22 protein-coding genes are annotated in these 24,547 nt (G+C 62.2%); 2 read left to right on the top strand and 20 right to left on the bottom strand.

From position 1 onward, the window contains the following. Nucleotides 1-10 precede the first annotated feature (10 nt). The 12 genes from CFB46_RS08205 to rfbB form a co-directional block, all read right to left on the bottom strand. Nucleotides 11-1,093 (bottom strand): glycosyltransferase family 4 protein, encoded by a 1,083-nt coding sequence (locus CFB46_RS08205; RefSeq protein ID WP_179235052.1) that lies wholly within the window; start codon nt 1,091-1,093, stop codon nt 11-13. A 26-nt stretch (nt 1,094-1,119) separates the two neighbouring features. Continuing rightward, complete coding sequence (locus CFB46_RS08200; RefSeq protein ID WP_089499721.1) at nt 1,120-3,345, bottom strand: glycosyltransferase; 2,226 nt, start codon at nt 3,343-3,345, stop codon at nt 1,120-1,122. Between the two features lie 166 nt (nt 3,346-3,511). Then, on the bottom strand, nt 3,512-4,579 hold the full coding sequence (locus CFB46_RS08195; RefSeq protein ID WP_143751597.1) for a class I SAM-dependent methyltransferase: 1,068 nt from the start codon (nt 4,577-4,579) through the stop codon (nt 3,512-3,514). Between the two features lie 136 nt (nt 4,580-4,715). Then, nucleotides 4,716-5,321: an acyltransferase gene (locus CFB46_RS36350; RefSeq protein WP_179235051.1), complete on the bottom strand. Its 606-nt coding sequence runs from the start codon at nt 5,319-5,321 to the stop codon at nt 4,716-4,718. Between the two features lie 31 nt (nt 5,322-5,352). Then, nucleotides 5,353-6,738, bottom strand: a complete 1,386-nt coding sequence (locus CFB46_RS08185) for an ABC transporter ATP-binding protein (protein ID WP_089499718.1) — start codon at nt 6,736-6,738, stop codon at nt 5,353-5,355. 16 nt (nt 6,739-6,754) lie between these two features. After that, nucleotides 6,755-7,567 carry an ABC transporter permease gene (locus CFB46_RS08180; protein ID WP_089499717.1) on the bottom strand — a complete coding sequence of 271 codons (813 nt, stop codon included), beginning with the start codon at nt 7,565-7,567 and terminating at the stop codon, nt 6,755-6,757. 189 nt (nt 7,568-7,756) lie between these two features. Continuing rightward, entirely contained in the window at nt 7,757-11,167 is a 3,411-nt protein-coding gene (locus CFB46_RS08175) for a glycosyltransferase (RefSeq protein ID WP_179235050.1), read from the bottom strand. 86 nt (nt 11,168-11,253) lie between these two features. After that, complete coding sequence (locus tag CFB46_RS35140) at nt 11,254-11,949, bottom strand: hypothetical protein (protein ID WP_143751596.1); 696 nt, start codon at nt 11,947-11,949, stop codon at nt 11,254-11,256. Between the two features lie 173 nt (nt 11,950-12,122). After that, nucleotides 12,123-13,022 (bottom strand): dTDP-4-dehydrorhamnose reductase, encoded by a 900-nt coding sequence (gene rfbD / locus CFB46_RS08170; protein WP_089499715.1) that lies wholly within the window; start codon nt 13,020-13,022, stop codon nt 12,123-12,125. Further along, a complete protein-coding gene (rfbC, locus tag CFB46_RS08165; protein WP_089499714.1) occupies nt 13,015-13,566 on the bottom strand; it encodes a dTDP-4-dehydrorhamnose 3,5-epimerase in 552 nt (183 codons plus the stop codon). Before rfbC ends, rfbD begins: the two co-directional genes overlap by 8 nt. Further along, nucleotides 13,551-14,444, bottom strand: coding sequence for a glucose-1-phosphate thymidylyltransferase RfbA (gene rfbA / locus CFB46_RS08160; RefSeq protein ID WP_089499713.1), 894 nt, complete (start codon nt 14,442-14,444; stop codon nt 13,551-13,553). The genes rfbC and rfbA overlap by 16 nt, the downstream gene beginning before the upstream one ends. Nucleotides 14,445-14,455: 11 nt before the next feature. Beyond that, the gene (gene rfbB, locus CFB46_RS08155; protein WP_089499712.1) at nt 14,456-15,517 is read right to left on the bottom strand and encodes a dTDP-glucose 4,6-dehydratase; all 1,062 of its coding nucleotides are present in this window, start codon (nt 15,515-15,517) and stop codon (nt 14,456-14,458) included. A 341-nt stretch (nt 15,518-15,858) separates the two neighbouring features. Between rfbB and CFB46_RS08150 the strand changes: the two genes are divergently transcribed. Continuing rightward, nucleotides 15,859-16,698, top strand: a complete 840-nt coding sequence (locus CFB46_RS08150) for a symmetrical bis(5'-nucleosyl)-tetraphosphatase (protein ID WP_089499711.1) — start codon at nt 15,859-15,861, stop codon at nt 16,696-16,698. Nucleotides 16,699-16,730: 32 nt separating this feature from the next. Here the strand turns inward: CFB46_RS08150 and CFB46_RS08145 are convergent, their stop codons facing one another. From CFB46_RS08145 to CFB46_RS08110, 8 genes are all read right to left on the bottom strand, one after another. Next, complete coding sequence (locus tag CFB46_RS08145; protein WP_089499710.1) at nt 16,731-17,588, bottom strand: lysophospholipid acyltransferase family protein; 858 nt, start codon at nt 17,586-17,588, stop codon at nt 16,731-16,733. Between the two features lie 19 nt (nt 17,589-17,607). After that, complete coding sequence (locus tag CFB46_RS08140) at nt 17,608-18,894, bottom strand: dihydroorotase (RefSeq protein WP_089499709.1); 1,287 nt, start codon at nt 18,892-18,894, stop codon at nt 17,608-17,610. Nucleotides 18,895-18,955: 61 nt separating this feature from the next. Beyond that, on the bottom strand, nt 18,956-19,987 hold the full coding sequence (locus CFB46_RS08135; protein WP_027783704.1) for an aspartate carbamoyltransferase catalytic subunit: 1,032 nt from the start codon (nt 19,985-19,987) through the stop codon (nt 18,956-18,958). 73 nt (nt 19,988-20,060) lie between these two features. Next, on the bottom strand, nt 20,061-20,573 hold the full coding sequence (pyrR, locus tag CFB46_RS08130; RefSeq protein WP_027783703.1) for a bifunctional pyr operon transcriptional regulator/uracil phosphoribosyltransferase PyrR: 513 nt from the start codon (nt 20,571-20,573) through the stop codon (nt 20,061-20,063). Continuing rightward, entirely contained in the window at nt 20,560-21,009 is a 450-nt protein-coding gene (gene ruvX, locus CFB46_RS08125; protein WP_089499708.1) for a Holliday junction resolvase RuvX, read from the bottom strand. The genes pyrR and ruvX overlap by 14 nt, the downstream gene beginning before the upstream one ends. After that, a complete protein-coding gene (locus CFB46_RS08120; RefSeq protein WP_006491354.1) occupies nt 21,006-21,584 on the bottom strand; it encodes a YqgE/AlgH family protein in 579 nt (192 codons plus the stop codon). The genes ruvX and CFB46_RS08120 overlap by 4 nt, the downstream gene beginning before the upstream one ends. A 182-nt stretch (nt 21,585-21,766) precedes the next feature. Next, nucleotides 21,767-23,068: a hypothetical protein gene (locus CFB46_RS08115; RefSeq protein WP_089499707.1), complete on the bottom strand. Its 1,302-nt coding sequence runs from the start codon at nt 23,066-23,068 to the stop codon at nt 21,767-21,769. A 104-nt stretch (nt 23,069-23,172) separates the two neighbouring features. Beyond that, entirely contained in the window at nt 23,173-23,343 is a 171-nt protein-coding gene (locus tag CFB46_RS08110) for a rubredoxin (RefSeq protein WP_004186709.1), read from the bottom strand. A gap of 255 nt (nt 23,344-23,598) precedes the next feature. On the opposite strand from CFB46_RS08110, the gene CFB46_RS08105 reads away from it, so the two are divergent. Further along, nucleotides 23,599-24,465 carry a hydroxymethylpyrimidine/phosphomethylpyrimidine kinase gene (locus CFB46_RS08105; protein ID WP_027783700.1) on the top strand — a complete coding sequence of 289 codons (867 nt, stop codon included), beginning with the start codon at nt 23,599-23,601 and terminating at the stop codon, nt 24,463-24,465. The last annotated feature ends 82 nt before the right edge of the window (nt 24,466-24,547 follow it).

Raw genomic sequence — 24,547 nt, 5'->3', positions numbered from 1 at the left:
CCGCCTTGGATTATTGGATCTTGCTTACGAGATTGACGAAATTCCGGGCCACCGTGTTCGGAGAAAACTGCTCCGCATACTTGATCGCGTGTCTGACAAACGTCTCATAACTCTCGTCACCCTGCCCGCGCCATGCAGCCGACACGACTTTCTCCGCGGCCTGAGCAAGCTCTGCGGAAAGACTGTCAATGCAGCCCGTATCGACCAGTCGGCCGAAGCCATTCGTTACCGATGGTACGTTCGAGTTGTCGTAGGCGATAACGTAGCATCCGTTGGAGATCGCCTCGACAATCGGTACGCCGAATCCCTCGTGATAGGTCGGCAAGACGAACAGATCCGCATCCCGCAGTATCTCGTGCTTCTGCTCTTCCGAAGCGTTGCCATGAATTTTGACGTCGATGCGTCGGCCATACTGTCGCGCCAGCGCGGCAATAATGGCATCGATCTGCGCCAGAAGCTCGGGATCCGAAAACAACAGATTGCCGACCATATCGACCTTGAGTCTGCATGTCCGGCTCGATGCCAACACGTTGCTAAGCGCCATCAGCAACTCATGTGGTCCTTTCGACTTCACAAACCTGCCGATGAACGCGACGCGCACGATGTTGTCCACGACGCTCGGCTTTCTTGATGGGGGGTGCGACATCGAGTGAATGGCAAGCGGCAACACCGTGGCAGGTGTGCTGATACCGGCCTTGCGGAGCACCTCGAGATTCGTATCACTCACGCAGATGACATGATCTGCCCACGCAATATTCGACATCTGCGAAAAGGACTTGTCAATCAGTGCACGACTTTCTGGCTTGACGAACTCTCGCGGTGTGACGTTGTGAAACACAACCAAACGTCGCGCGTTCGCCGGAACGATCGATAACAGGTCGAACAGCGGGTAGTAGATGCCGAAGTGAAAGATGACGAGATCACTCGCCAAAAAATGCGGATCGAACGCAATATCCCTGACATCACATACCACCGTGGAGGGAATGTCGTCATACTCGCATGCGTACGCGTACAAGCGAACGTCATCGACACCGCTCTTGCGCAGCGCGCGTACTTCGTCTCGGATGCTGTTGGAAATCGCGTCATTCTTCACGCAAATTCCGTTCACGTATGAGACTTTCATTGCGCAACCGAATTGAGATGGTTGTTGATCGCCAGCGAATAAAGTGCGGAGCTCTCGGATGCCATGCGCTTTGCGGTAAATCGCTCCGCGAACAACTGTTTTCCGGCAGCCCCCATACGCTCACGCAGTTCGGGCGATTCGACAAGCCGCCGAATTGCTCGCGCCAGTGACTTCGCATCGCCCGGCGCCACCAGCAATCCAGTGACATCGTGCGAAACCACCTCCGGCATCCCGCCCGCGGCACATCCGATAACCGGTTTTCCTTCTCGCATGGCCTCCAGGAACACGAGACCAAACGATTCGAATCGACTCGGGGCGACAAAGACATCACATTCCGCATAAGCTGCGCGGACCACGCCATCCGGCACACGGCCTTCGAACGATAAACGATCGCCCCACTTGCGCCCAGCTTCCGAATCGATAAAAACGTCCTTGAAGGAACGTCCTGTCGGGCCCGGCAGTGTGTCATCACCGATCACGCGCACCTTCAGGTTGGGTGTTGCTGCGAATACCTCAGGAAGCGCCTCCAACAACACGTCGATTCCTTTACGCGGCTCAAGCCGGCCGACAAACAGCAGAGTGACATCGTCGGAGTTCGACGTGGGCCGCCCTTCCGACACGGTCACATTTGCCGCGAGGCCATGCGGCACGACAATCGTTTTCCGTTGATCGAATTTGAATCCGTATGCTGTCTCGATCTCGGTCACGATCGCGCGACTATTGGCGCGAACCGCATTCACGCGCGTCATCATTTCCTGCTCCAGCGCGAGCATCTGCTTGCCGAACGACTTCATCCATGCTGCATCAGCGGCGTACTCAGGATGCGTCTGAATCCAGAAGTGCAGCGTGGTATGCAAACTCGTCACCACCGGCCAACGGCCGTCGAACAGGAATGCGCATCCCTCGCAGTCCCAGATCGGCGCTTCGACCACACCAATCTTGCGATGCGAGGCAATGCGTTCCACTTCCTCGAGTGCCGTTGCCGACCAGTTCCAGATGTGGGCTGGAATATTCCGCTCGATGGCCTCGCTGGATCGCGCCATCTCTTTCGTTACGATACGGTGAATCCATGCCCCATTTTCGAAATCGACGCGATTGAAATCGGGGCTCTGTGTGATCACGTGAACGATTCGGCCTTCCGAGCCAAGCCCTTCGGCGAGATCCTTGTTGAACGTGGCAATTCCACCTGCTTGCGCCGGCGGATAATCGCGCGCGATCAGCACGATTGCGGCCTGACTCGAATCGCCGAACGTCTGAAATTTTTTGAATTCACCGGCGACACTTGCCTTCTTTTCGGCGGTGATCAGTTCCGCGTGGCCGCTCAACCCATGAGCAACGCCGGTATCCCAGGCGCGAGCATTCTCTTCCTTGAATTTATCGAGTTCCGACTTGTCGAGACGGCCGCCGTCTATATGGAAACGAATATCGTTTTCGTGTCCTTGCGAAAACTTCCGGTTGTCGTCGAAGATTTCGTCCAGCGGCAGATATTTGCGTGCGTGTTTGAGCGAGAAATAGACCTTGTTCTTGATCACCGGATACCGGTAACGCGTGATTTTGTGGTCGTCGCGAACATGGCTCGGCGCAAATTTGTGGTGCACGTACGCATTCGGCAACTGGCGAATGACGTATCCGGCGTCGACCAATCGGCAGCACAGCTCCGTTTCATCGAGGTAGTACTCGATCTCTTCGTCGAAACCGCCCACCTCCATCAGGGCCGACCGACGAAACGATGCGTTTGTCCCCTGAAGGTAAGGAAATTCATAGGACCCCGGAAAGCACAAATGCTCGGCGCTCTTCTTCGCAGCCCAGTTCGAATTTCCAAGGCGATTGGCAGTACTGTACTCATACTGGAACGTGTAACCCGTCTGATCGAACACGAGCCCGCCCGCACCGCCGATTTCCGGCGAGTCGTAAGCTGCCGCTAGTTGCGTGAGCCATTCCGGCTCGGGAATCGCATCATCATCGATAAAAGCAACCACGTCACCTTCCGCCATGCAGATGCCGACGTTTCGAGAAACCGACAGATTCGCGACCGGGCAAGTCCCGGCGCGGATGAATGACGACCAGGACGAAATCACTTCCGCCGACCCGTCAGTCGATGGTCCATTGACTACGATGACTTCGAAGTCACCGGCGTACCGAATCCAGCGAAAACTCTCTAACGTCTTCTGCAGCAATGCGGCGCGATTGAGCGTATTTATGACAATCGAAAAGCTCAACATGGGTTACCTCGATCTTTCGGTACTGTGTTTGATGGTGATACTCGACAAAGCGACGCGGTTCGCACATTCGAGGGCTCGAATGCTTTCCGTTTCTTTTCGTGACGGCCATCGAGGGCCTGACCGAACGAAGGGCGAGCAACGACGGCGCTCCATCGCAGACGTTGCATTAGGCCAGCATCGCGCGTTTCGCCACGATCTCGAATTCGTAGCAGTTTCCGTTGCGTCGCCCGGTCTCGATCACCGAAATATCGACAAACCCCGCCTCTTTCAGAACGGCCGACAACGATTCAGGAGTGAACATGTTGAAGTGAAAATCACCGTCGTAATCCTGGCCACCAAATGTCACCTCGCGTAGATACGCGTATGGATAGTCACCGTCGATGTAGTTCTTCATCATCGCCTGTGCATCGGGTACGACCGCGTGGAACTCGCCACCAGGCTTCAGAAGACTGAACCAGTACGGCAACAACTCGCGAGCCATCTGCTCTTGGGGAAAGTGCTCGAGCAAGTGCGCAGAGAAAATTTCAGCCAACTCGCCATTCTTGAACGGCAGTTCGTCGACCTCCGAGACGATATCGACACCTGGCAACGCTCGACGGTCGACATTCAAATAGCCGTCCAGCGCGATATGGCCGCAACCCAGGTTAAGCCGCAATTGACCGTTACTGGCTGCCGCGGCTACTTTCTCCTTCGCGATGATTTCTGTTTTCGCCTTGAGCGTGTCTTCCTTTTCGCCCGGCGACGAAGCGCCGTAGCGCATTTCGAACATCAGTTCCCGGCGAACGAATTCCACGCGGCCAAGCAGATACTGGACAGAGTCGTCCATGCCGCCCAAACGCTCATCCAAACGACGTGCAAGCTCCTCGATTTCCGACAGGCGGCCGTCCGTGTGTTCGCGCTGCTTCGCCAATGCCTCATGCTCCGACGCCTTGCGTTCTTCGAGCACGACCTTCAGTTGTTTGATGTCCCCATGAAGCCGTCGCAACGCAACGGGCACCGAACGCACGAGATTGTCCTGGTCGTTATCGATCAGTCGTTGACGATCGTTCAGCTCCGACAACGTGCGCAAGAGCATCGGCAGTTGATCTCGTTCGTATACGCTCTGACGGTGCATGACGTCGGCGCGGAACTCGGGGAGCCGTATCGCGGCTACCACGATACGTACGAGTCGGCCCACTACCGGCCAGTTCGCAACGACTCGCACCACCTTTCTAATTTCAGCCTTCATATTCAATCAACTCTCAAAATACGCTCAATGATTCTCTGCCGCGATCTAGGCGCGGTGCTCACGAAGCTTTCGTCCTCGACTTCCGCTCGACAGTGCGATAGCCCTGCAGTATCGAGGTCGCTCTGATGCTCCGTGCGTACACTCAAATCAACTTCCGGATCTTGCGCGCGGGAACGCCACCGTACAGCCATCCCGCCTCGACTTCATCGCACGTCACGATTGCGCCTGCAGCGATCACTGCGTGGTCGCCGATCGTACAGGGGCCCGTGACGATCGCGTTGGATGCAATCCAAACCCCCCGTCCAATCACGATATCGCGCCCTTCCCGCGGGTAGTCGTGCCGGGCGGACATCTGCTCGGTCAACGGATGCGTGCCCGTAATCAGGCTGACGTTGTGACCGAAGAACGTCTGATCGCCAATGACGATGTGTCCCGACGACACATTCATCAGCGTGTTCACCAATTGCACGCCCTCTCCGAGCGACACGCGGTCCCATTCACCGCCGAACAGCACCGGTGTCATGACGAGCCGCTGCGCGATTCCCGGCGTGATGCGCTCAATGAGCCGCTCGACGGCAGAATCCGACTCCCATGACCCGGATTGCGGCGTGTTGGACGACCGCTCCGCCGCCACGCGTCGAGCAACCTGGGTCATGAAGTCCTCCGATTCAGCAAGACGCGAGACCACGCGACCGGTCACGGCCTCAATCAGTCGTTCCCGGATTCTTGTTCTAAGGCGCTGGAACATGTGCATATCCGACTGAAAACGACGCGATCGCTCAATCGAGCGAATGCATCGAAACATCGTAGTCCACATGCACAACACCCCACAAATCCCGCTTCACTACTTCATCGGGGAATCGCACTGCGAACCGTGCGCCACCTACGCAGTAATCGATCACGTTCGTGACGAGACTCTGCCCACGATTTTCGGGATGCTCCGTAGTCACCCCAACCCCCGCGATCAGTCCATATTCGCCAGGACACAGCGGATTCGCGAAGGTGAATTCCAGCATATGCTGGATATGCGGTGTCGCCTCCGACGGAAACACGTCCTGTACGGCGGAACTGAAATGCAGGATTTGTCGCCCCGATGAATCGGTGATGCCAAGCGCAAGCGAACTACGCTCGGGAGGCGGCGATACGACGTGAAAGAAAACGCGAACCCGCATCTTCTTCTCGATGTCGACTGTGTCGCACTCATTGCCCTCCGGATCGATCACGCTGATATCGTCAATCCGGATCTCGCCGGTGCCGGTACGCAACGGCTCGACACGCGAGGAAAATGCGCGGGTACGGGCCTTGTCAGGGCGCACACGCGTATGCGCGGTCACCGTTTCGCCGGCCGTGGTTTGCGTATCCGCCGGAACTTCTTCGTCGTCATCGACTTCGGTAACGTCGATGCCAGCTCGCACCATCCTGCTGAACACTTCGCTCTGGTATGCAGCGCCGACCTGTTTCGAATTGCCGAGCAGGCGAACGCGCCCTTTCTCGAGCCAGAGACCTCGATTGCAAAGTGCGCGTACCGAATCCGCCGCGTGCGTCACATAAATGAACGTCGTCCCTTCATCAAGCATCGTGCGAATTTTGTGCAGGCACTTGTTCTGAAAGTACGCATCGCCGACGCTCAATGCCTCGTCAACGATCAGAATGTCCGGTTGCACGTAGACTGCGCACGCAAACCCGAGCCGCACCGCCATCCCGCTGCTGTATGTCTTGACGGGATGATCGACGGCATCGCCCAGTTCACTAAACCTGATGATTTCCGGCTGAGCGGCAATCGCCTGCTCCTGCAGCATGCCATGCAGCATGCAGAACTGGACAATGTTTTCACGGCCCGACAGTTCCGGATTAAACCCTGCTCCCAGTTCCAGCAACGCCGATACGCGCCCGGAGACATTAACCAGACCGGTACTCGGATTGAGTACGCCTGCCAGGATCTTCAGGAGCGTACTCTTGCCGCTGCCGTTTTCCCCCACCACACCAAATCGGTCGCCTTTCTCAAGCGAGAAGGAAACGTCGTCCAGCGCACGGGTTTCGCGAAAATATTGCCTCTTGCCTGCCGACATCAGCTCGAGCAAGCGATGTCGCGGCGAAGAATACGAACGGTAGATCTTGCTGATATTGCTTAGCTCGATAACCTTGGAGCGATCTTGTGTCGACATGAACTAACTCTAACCCTTAAAGGACGTCTGCGAAGCCGGGCTTCAGCTTGCGAAAAATATATGCACCGATCGCAACGGTACCTGCCGCCACAACAATTAGAATCCCGATGTATTCCCAATTAAACGGGATCCCTGGAAATACGGCCTGCCGTGACGTCTCCACCATGTAGTAGAACGGATTAAGCGTCATGACGATGTTGCGCATCCATATCATGCGTGATGCTTCTACCATCGTCGCCGGATACAGGATCGGCGTGAGCCAAAAAATAATATTCGTGCACAACGGAACAACCGGCACCATATCTGGGACATAGACCGAAATGGCCGAGATGCCATAGGCAAAACCAATCGAGATCGCGAGCGAGAGCGCCCAGATAACGGGAAACATCCAGATCATGGTTCCCGGCACGACGCCTTTGATGATCAACAGGCCGATTACGAAAACGAAAATGATGCCCTGGCTGATCAACGCCGACGTGAGCGGAATCAACGGCAAGACCCAGACCGGAAACGCAATCTTGCTGATGAGATAGCTGTATTCCCGCAGGATGCCAGTGCTTCGTCCCGTCACTTCGGTGAAGACTGTCCAAAGCGAGAACGGCACGAAATAGAAAAGTGCAAACGGAATGTCACCGTATTGCGCCCCCATTCGTCCCCGCATCAGGATCGAGAACACGACCACGTTGATGAGCGAATAAAGAAGCGGTACGCCCACGTTCCATGCCGTACCCGCGTACGAGCTGGCGTAGCGATTCTTCAGATCTCGCTTCGCGAGCATCCACGCCAACCTCAGTGAACTCCCAACGGAGTGATGTGCTTTGTCCTGCATCGGTTTTCGATACCCAAATAATTAGAGTCCCTTCGACGGCGGACTCGAATGACACGCCCTGGCCATCCCTGTTACGCGACGAACTCAGGCACCTTTTAGCCCGTTTACATCGCGCCCGTTGGGACGGCGATCAACAGCGGTGACTCACCTCCCGCGCCCCCGCTCCCGCTTGGCAAACCCGCCATTTTATCAGCCGCCTCGGCGGACAGACGACCGCTCGCCGACGAGCCCGCGGACAATTCCGCCCAGCCGCAAGGACATCTCGTCCCACGACCGAGCGTGGATCCACGCTGCCTGAGCATCGGCCTTGCTTCGCAGTAGCGCGGAATCGCCGAGCAATGTCGCCAAATCAGCAGAAATCGCGCGCGCATCGGTGCCGGAAAACCGATGCACAAGCTCACCGAGATCATCGAAAATCGGGATCGGGGTGCAGGCAACCGGTCGATTGGCAGCCAATCCGTAACGCACGGCGCCACTCGCCGATTCGGCCGTATCTTGATACGCGAACACGATAAGGTCGGCCGCGTCCAGATACGCGAAGCTCTCGCGATCGGGAAGGAAGTCGGTAATCATCTGCACCCGCTCTTCGAGATTGAACGTCTTGATGAGGCTTCTGCATCGCTCTGCCGTCAATTCCGAGTCGCGAACCGGGTACAGCGCGTTGACCATTAACAGACGTGCCTGCGGTAGTTCTTTTGACATCGTCGAGAACGCTTCGATGATCTCTTCCAAGCCCTTGTGCGGAAGCAGGAAGCCGTATGTAGCAATCACCGGAGCATCGATGGGAATGTTCAGCGCCGCCCTACATGCAAGCCGGTCGGACGAATCGCGTGCATGCACACCATGCGGAAACAGCGTCGCGTTATCAATTAGACCCAGCATCCGCAGCCGATTCAGGTCGTCGATGCTATGCACTAGCAGGCGGTCTGCGCCACGCAGCGCGTCGGCGATTTCCGACAGCGAGGCTCGATAGTCCGACGCATCGACATCCTTGGTCGAGTGAAACGTAATCACGATGGGAATGTCATGTGCGTTCGCATACTCGACGATTCGGGCCGTCGAAGGCATGCTGAAGAAGCCGAAGTTGTGCTGCAACATGATCGCGTCCGGCCGACACCGATCGAGTTCTGCCAGCAAGTCGTCGATGCGGCCACGCTGATCCGTCCAGCACCGCGTTACTTCCGGACCGTCCTCGATGATGACGGCAGGATCACGCGATGCGAGAATCCTGACATCGAACCATGCCGGATCGAGACTACCGACCAGGAATGATGAATAGGTCGCGATTCCGCATTTCGTGTTCCACGACGAAATCCATGCGAGCCGCACTCGCCGCGCGGACGCAGGCTCCAGACGCTGGGCCGACGCTTCCAGCGCGATCAGTCGTTCGGCACAACGGTCCCACGTGAAGCGCGATTCGAGCAGCGCACGGCCGCGCTCCGCTTTTTCGGCACGTGCTTCGGCCGTCGCTTCGCGCACCGCTTTCAGTTGCGCGACGAGACTGTCGACATTGGGCTCCGCCCAGACGGAGTCGAACAACCCAAGGTGCGTCTTGGCGCGCTCGAACGTAAAGTCGACCGGCCACGCAGTCTCGTCTGTGCAGAAGTCGGCTTGGCCGCCAAATGCCGTGGTGATCACGGGGAGACCGAACCACATCGCCTCGCCCATGGGCAAACCAAAACCCTCTCCTCGAGACGGCGCAACGAACGCGTGGCACCGATGGTAGAGGTCCACGATCACGCCCGCGTCCAGGTCTTCCTCGATGAGGATGATCTCCGGACATTCGGGGTAGCGCCGGCGCAAAGCCTGGATCTGGGCTGAAACCGTGTTGTGCGGATTAGGAAACGTCTTGATAATCAGCGATACATCGTCACGAGCGGTGAAGGCCTTCGCGAACGCGTCGAGCAATACGTCGACACCCTTGCGCGGAAAGCACGACGAGATGTGCAGAAAACGAAAGCCCTTTCCGAGCGGGCCGCGATACTCGAGCCGCTCGGCTCGGGCGACATGATCGACACCGTTGCCCACCGGAGCAAGCAACCCGGCATAGCCGTTGTCTCGCATGACCTTTGCGACGAACGTCGAGATCGCGGCCACTCCATCGAGATGCTCATTGAATGCACCGATCCAGGCAGCGGGCAGTTCTGACTCTTCCCATGCGAAGTGCAGGAAATTGTACAGGCCGTCCATGTCGTGAACACGCGGCGGATAGAGGTCGCGGACAACGACGTCCGCACCACTGCGCTTGCTGCCACGCGCCGCAAGCTGGGGAAGCCCGCGTATCGCACTGATTTTTTGAACGTCAGGCGCATAGTCGCCCGGCCCCTCGGTTGCAAACAAGCCGACTTCACCTGGGTTTGCACGATCAAGTGCGAAAGCAAGTTCGCGATTGGTCAGCGCGAGACTGTATGACGTCTCGAACGGCCCCTCGACTTGATAGTGTGGCGAACGCTCCACATCGGTACGAGTGCATGTGTCGACCGGCTGCGGAATCTCGATACCTTGCTGGCGGAGGAACTGCTGCAATTGCTCCAGCAGCGCCGGGCGCTCGAATTGTCGAACCCGCTTGCGCTGCTCGACAACTATGGCGCGACGCAGCGCGCGGTCTTCGGATACGGCGCGCAAGAGCGCTGCTACAGCTTGCGGGTGCTTGTCGTGAATGAGCAATCCGGCACCGCCGAGGGTCGATTCGATATTGCTACTCGCATACGCGATCACCGGCACATCGAAAGTCATCGCCTCGATTAGTGGAACGCCAAAACCCTCATGATCGCTGAGACACAGGAACGCACTTGCCGCCCGGTACCAGCCATAGAGATCGGCATCAGACACCTTCCCCGCAAACCGGACGATCTCGCCCAGTTCAAGCTCATCGATTAGTTGCCGCAGTTCGAGATAGTATGGCTCATCTTCTCCGTACCCTCCGACAAACACGAACTGGAACGGCCGGGGCATCATTGCCCGAAGCTGGGCCGCTGCTTCGACGAGGTCGCGATGCGCCTTGTTCGGCGAAATGCGGCCGACGAACAAGACCGTCATCACCTGTGACTGTTCTTGAACGAGCATGTCGTTCCATTCTGCCGAGCGAATCGCTGCCGCATCGATCAGGAGTGGAATCGTCGTAACCTTTCCGTAGCCGCACTCTGCAAGTTCTCGCGCATTGAGATCGGACACCGCGATTGCTGCCGCGAAGTGCTCACGAAACGCGTCCAGTTGGGCGCGACCCTTGGCAGCATAATGTCGGAAAGGAGAGCGCTCATCGAAAAACGATTCGGGCGTAATGTTGTGGTAGACCAAAATGGTCGTGCACGGCAGATTCGTGACCCACTCGTCCTGATCATGCCCCATCGAATGATGCAACAGCATCACGTCTTCTTTGGATCCGGCGTACTCCCTGAAATAGCGGATACTGCCGGTCAGTTCCGGTGCAACGTGTTCGGCAAAGATATCGGACTCGAAACCCAACTCACGCAGCAGCGCCTGGATCATGAACATGCTGTTGGTCACAGCATCCGCAACCGCACTTCCGGAATGAAACTGATGGATGGCGCCCGTTCGCTGTGAGTATGCAGGGAACGACTTACCCTCGATGTCGGCCATGATTTCCAATCCGGTGTTTGATGAACCCACTGCGCGTGTTACTCCGTTGTGCATGATGTAAGAACTGCTATCTGATTCCGTCGCCATCACAGCGCAGTCGGTCCGCCGTCGCGCCCCGCCACGGTAGCGGCACAGATTTCGGCCAGCCGTCCGGCGAGCTTTCGGGAGTCGACGCCTCTCATGTCTGAGTCAAGAAAGCTCTCGATGGCGGCTCGATCACATTGCGGCGCGCGCGCAGCAACGAGTTCAGCGTAGTTCCGGCGAGAGACGCTCCCTTCCTTCCAACGTGTAACCGAAATGGACTGCGCTGCGGCAAAGCGAGGGGCCGCCAGCGGCGCGAGCCTCGCCCAAAGTCGCGGGTGGCGATCCCGCACCCAAAACACCATCGCCCGCGCCAATGAGCTCCGGCGCGCAGTTTCGCGGAGAAGCGACATGCTGCGCCGCTTCAATACTGGCCACGATGGATCACGCGCGAATCGGATTGCAGATTTCGCGACGTGCGCGACGGCGCGAACCGGAGCGGTGATGCGCCAGGACGAACTGGACAGAACCACACTCAGTTGACGCTCTGCCGCCTCTGCTTGCGCCTGCGCGGCAGAGGCCTGATAGCTGTTCCGGCGCGCGCGCATCGTTGCCTCACGAACTTGTGCCCGTGCTTGCACAAGCTCGGTCTCGAGCACCTCTACGCGGGCCTGCAGCACCGCGAGAGCATCGGCGGACTGAACCGGCTCGCCGGAAGCAAAATTTTGTGACGTTGAGTCCATCGCTACAGCACCATTCATTGAATCGATTCGTCCGGCATTGTCTCCCATCGCCGATGCAGCCACCTCCGACGTCGGGACACCCGCGCGTAACTGCGTCGCACTCGCCGGCGGACCGACAAGGCAACGCGCACGGAGCCGATTAGTTTATCGCAACGGTCACTTTGCCCACCCGCAACCAGGTCACCGCCCATTCAGGAATCCAGACATAGTTGGAGCGCTTCATTCCATGCCGGCATCCGTACGCCGAACGTACTAGCCAGTTTCTCCCCGCACATGCGCGAGTTTGCGGGGCGTCGGGCCGGCGCCGGGTATTCGCTCGCGGCGATCGGCAACACTCGCGGCGCCTTTTCTCCCAGCGCCAGTCGGAAAATCTCCTGCGCAAAGCCATGCCATGACGTCTCTCCGGCGGCGGCAAGATGATAGACACCAGAGCGCGGCGCCCGCCCGTTACCGGCATTCGGTGCCATGGACTGCGCCAGAATATGTGCGGTCACAGCGGCAATCGAGTTCGCCCAAGTGGGCGCCCCGAGTTGATCGGCCACAACCCGTAGCTCGGATCGCTCGGCTGCAAGCTTGAGCATCGTGAGCAGGAAGTTCTTGCCGCGACGCCCATAGACCCAGCTCGTACGCAATATCAAGTGATCGCAACCCGTCGCTGCAATGGCCCGCTCGCCGTCAAGCTTAGTCAGGCCGTACACGTTTTGCGGATTGGTCTCGTCCGTTTCGACATAGACGCCCTGCTTTGCGCCATCGAACACATAGTCGGTCGAGTAATGAACGAGCAACGCGTTCAGCCGCAATGCCTCCTCCGCAAAGACACGCGGCACATCGGTATTCAGGCACCGTGCTGCATCGACGTCCGTTTCGGCCTTGTCCACGGCGGTATAAGCCGCCGGATTCACAATGATTGCCGGCTTCAGGTCGCGCACCACGGCCCGCACCCGATCCAGGTCCGACAAATCCAGCATCGTTCGGTCACACGCCACCACGCGCCCGAGCCCCTGCAGCGTACGCAACAGTTCGAATCCCACTTGACCGTTGACACCCGTCACGAGAATCGTCGGGGCGGGTCGCATGTGGCCCTCACGCATAGACTTCGGCCTCTCTCAGAGACTTGCCCGCCGCGTCTTTCGCCGCCAGCACCGGTTGGCCCTCGAACGGCCATTCGATCCCGATTTCGCGATCATTCCACGCGATGCAGCGCTCATGCTCCGGGAACCAGTAATCGGTCGTCTTGTACAGGAACTGCGCTGCCTCCGAAAGCACGAGGAAGCCATGCGCAAAGCCGGGGGGCACCCATAGCTGCCGGTGGTTATTCTGCGACAGCATCACCCCGACCCACTTGCCGAAGTTTGGCGAACTGCGTCGAATATCGACCGCGACATCGAACACCTCGCCCTCGACCACTCGTACAAGCTTGCCCTGCGCGTGTTCGATCTGATAGTGCAATCCGCGCAGCACGCCCTTCGATGAACGCGAGTGATTGTCCTGCACGAACTCGATGCCCGGACCGACCTGCTCTGCAAACTCGCATGCATTGAAGCTTTCGTAGAAATAACCGCGCGCATCGCCAAACACCTTCGGCTCGATGACCTTGACTTCGGGTAGCGCCGTTTCCGTTACTTGGATAGCCATGCGACCTGATTCGTGAGAAGGTTCCTGAGGTACTGCCCGTAAGCGTTTTTCGACAGCGGCTGTGCCAGCTGCAGCACACGCTCCGCGTCGATCCAGCCCCTGCGGTACGCAATCTCTTCAGGGCATGCAACGACAAGTCCCTGCCGCTTCTGCAGTGTCGCGATGAAGCTCGCCGCTTCGATCAGCGAATCGTGGGTACCCGTGTCGAGCCATGCGTAGCCACGCCCCATGATCTCGACGTTCAGCGCACCATCCGCCAGATATCGCGAATTGATGTCGGTAATTTCCAGCTCGCCGCGCGCCGAGGGCTTGATGTCGGCCGCGATGTCGCATACGCGGTTGTCGTAGAAGTACAGCCCCGTGACCGCATAGTTCGAACGCGGTTTCGCGGGCTTCTCCTCGATCGACAATGCACGGAACGACGCGTCGAATTCGACGACGCCATAACGCTCGGGATCGTGCACATGGTAGGCAAACACCGTAGCCCCTGCCTCGGCCGCGTCCGCGCGCTCGAGTTGCTTCGCGAGATCATGCCCGTAAAAGATGTTGTCGCCCAGGATGAGCGCCGACGGATCGTTGCCGACGAAATCCCGGCCGATCACGAACGCCTGCGCAAGACCGTCCGGCGACGGCTGCACCGCATACTGGAGGTTCATCCCCCATTGGCTGCCGTCACCCAGCATCGATTCGAAGCGCGGAGTGTCCTGCGGTGTCGAGATGATCAGTACGTCCCGGATACCCGCAATCATCAACGTAGACAACGGGTAGTAGATCATCGGCTTGTCGTACACCGGCAGGAGTTGCTTCGACACGGCGTGGGTAATCGGATATAGCCGAGTGCCCGACCCGCCGGCGAGAATGATGCCTTTACGTACCATCGCTTCGATCCTCAAGCGCGCCGCGCATAGTTCGTCTCGACCCATTTCCGGTATTCGCCCGACGCGACTTCGTCGACCCAGATCTGGTTATCGAGATACCAATCCACCGTCTTCCCGAGCCCGGTTTCGAACGTCTCGGCGGGTTTCCAACCGAGTTCGCGCTCGAGCTTTCGCGCGTCGATCGCGTAACGGCGATCGTGTCCGGGACGATCAGTCACGTAAGCGATCTGGTCACGATAGGAACCCGAAGCTTTCGGCCGCGCGCGATCGAGCAGATCGCACAGCGTATGCACGACTTCGAGGTTCTTCTTTTCGTTCCAGCCGCCGACGTTGTACGTCTCGCCCGGCACGCCACGCGCCAGCACTTCGCGGATCGCGCTGCAGTGGTCGCCGACATACAGCCAGTCGCGCACGTTCTGGCCATCGCCGTACACGGGCAGCGGCTTGCCGGCGAGCGCGTTCGCGATCATCAGCGGGATCAGTTTCTCGGGGAACTGGTACGGGCCGTAGTTGTTCGAACAGTTCGTCGTCAGCGTCGGCAAGCCGTATGTGTGATGGTACGCGCGCACGAGGTGATCCGAACCCGCCTTCGTCGCGGAATACGGGCTGTTCGGTGCATACGGCGTCGTCTCAGAGAATTGCGGATCGGTGGCGGACAGCGAGCCAAATACTTCGTCGGTCGATATGTGCAGGAAGCGGAACGCCGCCTTGTCGGCGTCGTTCAGGCCATTCCAGTGCTGACGGGCCGCTTCCAGCAGTGTGAACGTGCCGACGACATTGGTCTGCACGAAATCGGCCGGGCCATGGATCGAGCGGTCGACGTGGCTTTCCGCGGCGAAGTGCAGCACCGCGCGCGGCTTGTACTCGGCGAACAGCGCGTCGAGCGCGGTACGATCGCAGATGTCGACGCGTGCGAACACGTGCTTCGAATTGCCGTCCAGCGATTGCAGCGTACGGAGGTTACCAGCATAGGTCAGCTTGTCGACATTGAGCACCGCTTCGTCGGAGTCGCGCAGCCAGTCGAGTACAAAATTTGCACCGATAAAGCCCGCGCCGCCCGTAACCAGAATCATGAGACTCCCTGGGTAGTAACGCGCGGCAAGCGCCTCCAGGCGGTCGCCGCGTCAAAATTCGAAGCACCTGGCGATGGTCGCCACATCAGACCGGGAATTTTAACCGGTCGGCATGACCGCCAAAGTCATGAAATGCTAATTTTGTTCGGGAAAACGACAATTATAGGGAGCCCCCCGTCGCAAATGCCATGCCGCTAACAACTTGATACAGCGCTCCGCACCCTTGCCGGCAATAAAATTTCCTGCCGAATCAAGGGCATTCAGGAGAACAACAATCGTAAAATGGCGCGGAGTTACGAGTACTTTTCTTCCATCTGAGAAATCTGCAGGATTCGCCACTCATGAACAGCCCCCCCATTGCCATCGGCGACATCCAAGGCTGTCATTCAGCTTTCCAATCGCTGCTGGAAAAGCTTTCAGCCCCCGCCGACACGCCGCTCTGGATCGCCGGCGACGTCGTCAATCGCGGCCCGGGCTCGCTCGCCGCGCTGCGCGCGGTGATCGATCTCGGCCCGCGCGCGACCGTCGTACTCGGCAATCACGACCTTCACCTGCTTGCGGTCTCCGCCGGGCTGCGCACCGAACGCCCCGGCGACACGATCGGCGAGATCCTCACGGCCCCTGACGCCGAAGCCCTGCTCGACTGGGTCCGCCACCGTCCGTTCGCCCATTTCGAAGACGGCAAACTGCTCGTCCACGCTGGCGTCCTCCCGCAATGGGACACCACGCTCGCCCTCGAACTCGCGGACGAACTCCAGCGCTCGCTCCGCGCCCCCGACTGGCGCGACACGTTGCAGAACCTGTACGGCAACGAGCCGAACCAATGGAACCCGAACCTGAAAAAACGCGACCGCATGCGCGTAGCCTTCAACGCATTCACGCGCCTGCGCTTCTGCACGCCCGACGGCGTAATGGAGTTCAAGGCGAACGGCGGCCCCGACAGCGCACCGCCTGGCTACCTGCCATGGTTCGACGTGCCGGGGCGCCGCACCGAAGACGTGACGGTCGTGTTCGGGCACTGGGCCGCGCTCGGCCTGATGCTGCGCGACAACGTCGTCGCGCTCGATTCGGGATGCGTATGGGGAAACCAGTTGTCGGCCGTGCGATTGACGGCCGATCCGGCGCAGCGCACGGTCACGCAGGTGCAGTGCGAAGCGTGCCGCGTGCCGGGCGGCGAGTGATTACGCCCTGATTCGCACGACCGGAAAACGCTTCACCCCTCGCGCCCCGCCACGGGCGCGTCGGTCGTCGCATCGCCCGTCGCACCTGCGCCGAGCTCGGCCGCCGGAAACGCATGCTTCTGCAACTCGGCGAGCGACTCGGCCGTCGGCTTGCCGACCTTCTCCTGCAGCGTCGCCAGTGCGGCGGCGATCGCGTCGCGCGCGGCCGCGGACGTCGCGCGACGGTCGCCGCCCGGCGCGATCGGTTCGCACACGTACAGATGCGCGACGAGCGGGCCGCCGCGCAGCACCATGTCGAGCGACTTGCCGAGCGACAGGTCGCCCGTGTAGGCCGGCGCGACCGACTGCCGCCCGTGCGCATCCTCGTACATCAGACAGATCGGCTGCACCGCGCAGCCGGCCGATACCGCGGCCTGGAACAGGTTCGCATGGAACGGCAGCAGATCCTGGCCATCGGACGTCGTCCCTTCCGGAAACACGCACATCACGCCGCCTTTACGCAACCGCTCGGCCATCTCGTGCATGATCCGCATCGCCTCGGTACGCTTCTCGCGCTGCAGGAACACAGTGTCGAGCTTCTCGGCGAGCCAGCCGACGACCGGCCACTGCCGCACCTCGGCCTTCGACACGAACGGCGTCGGCCGCCACGCGTTGACCGCATAGATGTCGATCCACGATACGTGATTGCCCACGACGAGCGCGCTTGCGTCGAGCCGCGCGCCGTCGTTGTGGACGACGAGGCGCATCCCGCAGATCCGCAGCATCTTGACCGACCAGCGGCGTATCAGCTCGGCGCGGCGCGCGGGCGTGACGTGCGAAAAGCGCAGCGCGACGATCGCCATGCCGCGCAGCAGATGAAAGACGAGACGCAGCTTGCGAAGAGCGGTCATGACGAAGATCCGGCTTGGTTCAGTGGCGCTCGAACGCGACTTGCCCCGCCACGAGCGTCGCGCGCACGGTGGCCGGCAGTTCGTAGCCGAGGAACGGCGAATTGTGGCCCTGGCTCTTCAGCGCACGCGGCTCGACGCGCCAGTGCGCGCGCGGATCGAACACGCACAGGTCGGCCGCGCTGCCTTCGGCGAGGCGGCCTGCGGGCAACTGCAGCACGTCGGCCGGCGCGGACGTGATGCGGCGCAGCGCCTGCGCGAGCGGCGTGCGCGTCTCGTCCGCCCACTTCAGCGTCAGCGACAGCAGCAGCTCGAGCCCCGTCGCGCCCGGCGTCGCTTCACCGAACGGCAGCAGTTTCTCGTCGTCGTCGACCGGCGTGTGATCCGAGCAGATCGCGTCGATCGTGCCGTCGGCGAGCGCCACGCGGATCGCTTCGCGGTCGCGCTCGCCGCGCAACGGCGGGTCGAGCCGGAACTGCGAATCGAAATAGCCGATGTCGACGTCGATCAGGTGGATGTGGTTCACGCCGACGTCGCAGGTCACGGGCAGCCCTTCCGCCTTTGCCGCGCGCACGAGCGCCAGCCCGGCCGACGACGACAGCCGCGCGAGATGCACGCGCGCGCCCGTCACGCGCATCAGCTCGAAAATGGTGTGCAGTGCGATCGTTTCGGCCGCCACCGGCACGCCGGACAGCCCGAGCCGCGATGCGAGCGCGCCGCTCGCGGCCACGCCGCCGCGGCCGATGAACGCGTCGAGCGGACGCAGCCACGTCGTGTAGCCGTAGGTGCTCGCATACTGCAGCGCGCGCAGCAGCACCTGCGTGTCGCGCACCGGCACGTTGGCGTGCGTGAAGCCGACGCAGCCGGATTCGGTCAGCGCGACCATCTCGGTGATGACCTCGCCCTTGAGGCCGACCGTCAGCGCGCCGAGCGGATGAACGTTCGCCTGGTGCAGGTTGCGCGCGCGGAACTTGAGCATTTCGACGAGGCCCGGCTCGTCGAGCACGGGGTCGGTGTCCGGCGGGCACACGAGGGTCGTGACGCCGCCCGCGACGGCCGCGGCCATCTCGGACGCGAGCGTCGCCTTGTGTTCGTAGCCGGGCTCGCGCAGCCGCGCGCACAGGTCGACGAGGCCGGGCGCGACGATCAGGCCCGATGCGTCGATCGTCTTGTCCGCGTTGAAACCGGCCGGCGCTGAACCAGCCGCCGCGAGCGCGGCGATCTTGCCGTCCGCGACGAATACGTCGGCCTGCCGTTCGGTACCGGCGACCGGGTCGATCAGCGTGCCGCCTTTGATATGAATCTTCATGCGCTGTCTGTGAATGCGTTGATTGCGTTGAATGCCTGAACAAGGATGCGCGAAAGCGGGCTCAGTCGCTGTTGCCGGCGACGATGCCCATCACCGCCATCCGCACCGCGATGCCGAACGTGACCTGATTGAGGATTACCGACTGCGGACCGTCGGCGACCTGCGAATCGATTTCGACGCCTCGGTTCATCGGGCCCGGGTGCATCACGATCGCGTCGGGCGCGGCGAGCGCGAGGCGCTCGGGCGTCAGGCCCCACGTCTTGAAGTACTCCTGCGCGGACGGCAGCAGCGCGCCGCTCATCCGTTCGTTCTGCAGGCGCAGCATGATGATCACGTCGACGCCCTTCAGCCCTTCGTCGAGGTTGTTGAACACCTTCACGCCCATTTGCTCGAGCCCGCCCGGCAGCAGCGTGCGCGGGCCGATCGCGCGCACTTCCGGCACGCCGAGCGTGGTGAGCGCATGGATGTCGGAGCGCGCGACGCGCGAATGGAGGATGTCGCCCACGATCGCCACGCGCAGCTTCGTGAAGTCGCGCTTGTAGTGACGGATCGTGTACATGTCGAGCAGGCCCTGCGTCGGGTGCGCATGGCGGCCGTCGCCGGCGTTGATCACGTGCACGTGCGGCGCGCAGTGCTCGGCGATCAGGTACGGCGCGCCGCTCGACGCGTGGCGCACGACGAACAGGTCGGCATGCATCGCCGACAGGTTGTTGATCGTGTCGAGCAGCGATTCGCCCTTGCTGGTCGACGACGCATTGATGTTCAGGTTCAGCACGTCGGCCGACAGGCGCGTCGCGGCGATCTCGAAGGTCGTGCGCGTGCGCGTCGAGTTCTCGAAGAACAGGTTGAACACGGACTTGCCGCGCAGCAGCGGCACCTTCTTCACTTCACGGTCCGTCACGCTGACGAACTGCTCGGCCGTATCGAGGATGTGATTGACGATCGAGCGCGGCAGGCCCTCGATCGACAGCAGATGTTTCAGCTCGCCGTTTTTCGTGAGCTGCGGGTTGCCCTTCAGGAAACCGTAGCGAAACCGGTCGGGGCTCGCGGCCGCCGCGGGATTGCCGGTGCGGCCAGTGGTGTCGGTGGTCATGGTATGCGTGATTCCAACTATGCAAACGGGCCGCGGTGCAAACCAGCGGCCCGGGATACGGTTCGCGTGTCGTTCAGGCGCCGTGCGACTCGACGCGCAGCGTGAACCGCGCATCGTCGCGCGCGAGCACGAGCGTCGCGTCGGCCGGCACGTCGAGCGTGCCGCCGGCGAAGCGCGCGGCGACCGGCAGCTCGCGGCCGCCACGATCGGCGAGCACCGCGAGCTCGACCGCGGCCGGACGGCCGTAGTCGAACAGCTCGTTGAGCGCGGCGCGCACGGTGCGCCCGGTGTACAGCACGTCGTCGACGAGCACGATGCGCGCGCCGTCGACGTCGAACGGCAGCGACGTCGGGCTGGCCTGGCTGTGCAGCCCTTTCTTCGCGTAGTCGTCGCGGTGCAGCGCGACGTTGATGACGCCGAACGCCGGGGCGCCGAGATCGCGCGCGAGGCGCTCGGCGAGCCACGCGCCGCCGCTGTGAATGCCGGCGAGCCGCGGGCCGCCCGGTTCGGCGAACGCCGTGCCGTACGCGGCGCGGATCTGGTCGAGCAGGACGCGGTAAAGCGCCTCGGCGTCAATGGTGCTCATGGTCGGACAATTGATCGAGATACTGTTGAAGAATGACGCGCGCGGCTTCGGCATCGAGAATGTCGGCGCGTGCGCGGCCGCGCACGTTGCGCTCGCGCAGCCCGGCCTCGGCCTCGACCGACGAATAGCGCTCGTCGACCCACGTGACGGGCAGCCCGAAGCGGCCGTTCAACTGGTTGCCGAAGCGCTTCGCCTGCTGCGTCATGTCGTGCGGCGTGCCGTCCGGATGCATCGGCAAGCCCACGACGAGCGCGTCCGGCCGCCATTCGGCCAGCAGGTCGCCGACCGCCTTGAAGCGGTGTTCGCGGTTCAGGTTCTGAATCACGAGGAGCGCACGGGCCGAGCGCGTCAGCGCGTTGCCGATCGCGACGCCGATCCGTTTCTCGCCGTAGTCGAACGCCAGGAGCGTCGCATCGCGCGCGCTCGCGCCGCTCATGCGTGCCCTGCCTCGCCGGACAGCATCGACGAGCTGACGCCGAGCAGGCCGAGCGCGGCTTCGAAGCGCTCCTCGGCCGGCGTGTCGAACACGATGCGCGGATCGGCGGCGACCGTCAGCCAGCCGTTGCGGGAAATTTCTTCCTCGAGCTGCCCGGCGCCCCAGCCTGCATGGCCGAGCGTCAGCAGGAAGCGTTTCGGGCCGGTGCCCGTCGCGACCGCCTCGAGCACGTCCTTCGACGTCGTCATCTCGAGCCCGCCGTCGACGGACATCGACGAGTTGTAGCTCGCGCCCTCGACCGGCTCGTGCAGCACGAAGCCGCGCTCGGTCTGGACCGGGCCGCCGAAGTACACGGGAATGTGCAGCAGCGGCTCGATGTCGAGCTTCAGGTCGATGCGGTTGAACAGCGATTCGAGGTCGATGTCGGTAGGACGATTGATGACGAGGCCGAGCGCACCGCGCTCGCTGTGATCGCAAAGATAGACCACCGTTCCCGAGAACGTCGGATCGGCCATGTTGGGCATGGCGATCAGGAACTGGTTGGTGAGATTGATGCGATCGGAAGGCTTTGACATGGTTTGAATTTTAGCAAAGACGCCGCGACCTGACCGGGCCGCGATCAACAAGCAACGCCGCGCCGCGCTGGCAACGGCGCGCGCGGATCACACGGCACTCTAACACGCGCGCGGGCGCTGTCGGGAGCGTGTTGCAGGCCCGCGCGACAAGGGTCGCAGTCGCGTGTCCGTCCCCTTGTTCGTCAGGTCCGGCCGAGCGCGGCGCCGAGCGCTTCGGACGCCGCCGTGAGATCCGGCGGCGCGACGCCGGCCGCGATCTTCAGGAGCGCCGCGCGCAGCATGTCGGACGCGTGGCGGTGCGCATCGAGGCCGCCGTCGGCAAGCGGCACGCCGTGCGCCGCACGGCGCCACGCCAGACCGAGCGTGTCGGCCAGCAGCGCCGCGTGGCCGAGCCCGAGCGCGCACGCGGCCGTGCCGACCCGATAGGCCGCGCCGGACGCGTGCCATGCGGCGCCCGCGTCGGCCGTGGCCGGGTTGGCCGCGAGGTCGGCCATCGACGCATCGGCGGTCTGCAGGAAATCCTCATAGGCATGCGCGTTGACGGTCACGACGCCGAGCGCGCGAGTGGGCGCGACAGCGAGCGCATCGTGCTCGGCCCGCGCGGCATCGGCCTCCCACAATGCTTCGGATGCGGGCGTGCCGGCGACGTGCCAGTCGACCGTCAACCCGTAGTCGTGCAGCACGTCGACGAGCGCGACGTCCTCGGCCGCGGCGCCGAACAGCGCGAAATCGCGCCACAGCAGCGCCACCGTCTCGCGCACCAGGTCGGGCGGCGCCGCGCGCCGGCCCTGCGCGTGTTCGCCGAGCAGCAGGTTGGTTCGCGCGAGAAAGCGCTTCAGCTCGGGCGCGCCGCTTGCTCGCAGCGCGCGCACGCACGCGGCCGCGAGCCGCCAGAAATCGTACGGCTCGTCGTCGGTGAGCGCGGCCAGCATCGCGTCGAGTTCGTCGAGCGCCGCCCCCGGCGCGCCGTGTTCGGCGCGCAGCACGCCCAGCAGCGCCTGCTCGTAGCGGGCCCGGATCCGGATCGCGAATGCATCGGGCAGCGCGCGCAGTGTGGCGGGCGGCACCGCGCGACCGACCAGCGCGAGCGCATCGAGCGGCGCGCTCGCGCGCAGGTCGGCGGCGCTTTGCACCCGCAACGCACGGAAATGCTCGAAGAGAACGGGCGAGCACGCGAGCTCGCGCAGGTTGTGGCGCCCGACGGCCGCACGAAAGTCGCGCAGCGCGGCACGCCAGCCGGCCGAAGTCGGCTCGGTGGCGACGAGCGGCACGGTGGCCGACAGTTGCCCGGCGAAACGCGCGGCCGGCAGCCAGCCGGCTTCCGCCAGCACGGCCGCGGCCGCGGCAAGCGGCGCCGCGGCGTCGTCGCGCCGCTCGAAGGCGTCGGCAGCCGCCGCCAGCCATGCGTCGGCCGCGCGCACGGCTCCGCCGCGCGGGTTGGGCAATGCGTCAGGGAGGGGAACGTTCGCCGGATCGGACGTCATGGACACGCGCGCCTGTGATCGTCAAGTCGCTCGCGCGAACCGCGGCGCGTGAGCGCCGGGCCGGTGCGAGGCCTGAGCGGGGTGTCCGTGGGCCAGCGGTCCGATCAGATCTGGACCATCTCGAAGTCTTCCTTGCGGGCACCGCATTCGGGGCACGTCCAGTTGATCGGGACGTCTTCCCAGCGCGTGCCCGGGGCGATGCCCTCTTCCGGCAGCCCGGCTTCTTCGTCGTAAATCCAGCCACAAATCAGGCACATCCAGCTCTTGTATTCCATCTTAAGCCGCGTCGGGGAAAAGTCGGTAAATTCGGGAGCCATGATGGTACCGTGTCGGGGCCGGACTGCCTAGCAATCGCGCTGGAGGACGGCGACTACGTTGCGCTGCGCTAAAAAATCCGTCGTACCGGCCGGATTCCACCGCATAATGGTTGAAAAGTGCGGCCTGCCGGGCAACACAGGGCCGAAAAAGCCCATTCGCCTCGCCGTCCGCATCTCCGTCGCTTCTCCGTTTTTCTCTTGCCCCATTTTTACATGTCCAGCAACGCCCCTCCGATCGTCCTCACCTTCGGCCTGTCCGATCCCACCGGCGGCTCCGGCCTCCAAGCCGATCTGATGACCCTGGCGAGCATGGGCTGTCACGGCGTGTCCGTCCTGACCGGCTATACCGTGCGCGACTCGGCCGCCTGCGAAGAAGTGACCGGCCTCGACCCCGACGTCGTCGCCGCGCAAGCGCGCATGCTGCTCGAAGACATGCCGGTTGCCGCATTCAAGATCGGCGCGGCGACGCGCGCGGAAGTCGTGAGCGCGATCGCCGAAGTCGTCGCCGACTACGACGGCGTGCCGCTCGTGCTCGCGCCGGACTTCACGCTCGACGACGAACACGTGCTCGCCGCCGACGACCTGCGCGAATCGATCGCCGACCTGCTGGCGCCGCAAACCACGTTGCTGGTCGCCGACCACGCGACGCTGATCGCGCTCGCGCAGCCGGACGGCGATGCCGAGGCACCGAATCTCGATGCGGCCGTGTCGCACCTGCTGTCGCAGGGCTGCGAATACATCCTGTCGTCGGAAACGGGCTCGCACCGGCTCGTCAACACGCTGTACGGCGAGGAAGGTCAGCTCCGCGAAGATATGTGGGATCGCTCGCCGCACCGGCTGATGGGCATCACCGATACGCTCGGCGCGGCCATCGCGGCGCTGCTCGCGAACGGCCAGGAGCCGCCCGAGGCCGTGCGCGAGGCGCAGGAGTACCTGTACCAGGCCGTGCGCGACGCGTTCCGGCCCGGCATGGGCGCGTACCTGCCCGACCGGTTCTTCTGGGCGCGCAGCAACGACGATTCGGACACGCCGCCGGCCGTGAAGGCCGACCCGGTTCCGCGGACGTCGCACCGGCATTGAGTCGCGACGCGGCGGGCAGGTCCCGCCGCCGCACGCCGCGCCGCTTCGGTGCGTGACGTATCCGGCAGCCTCATGCCCGCAT

The organism is Burkholderia sp. HI2761, assembly GCF_002223355.1.
Taxonomy (GTDB): domain Bacteria; phylum Pseudomonadota; class Gammaproteobacteria; order Burkholderiales; family Burkholderiaceae; genus Burkholderia.
Note: the sequence above shows the minus strand (reverse complement) of the source record. Positions and strands in the feature narration are given on the sequence as shown.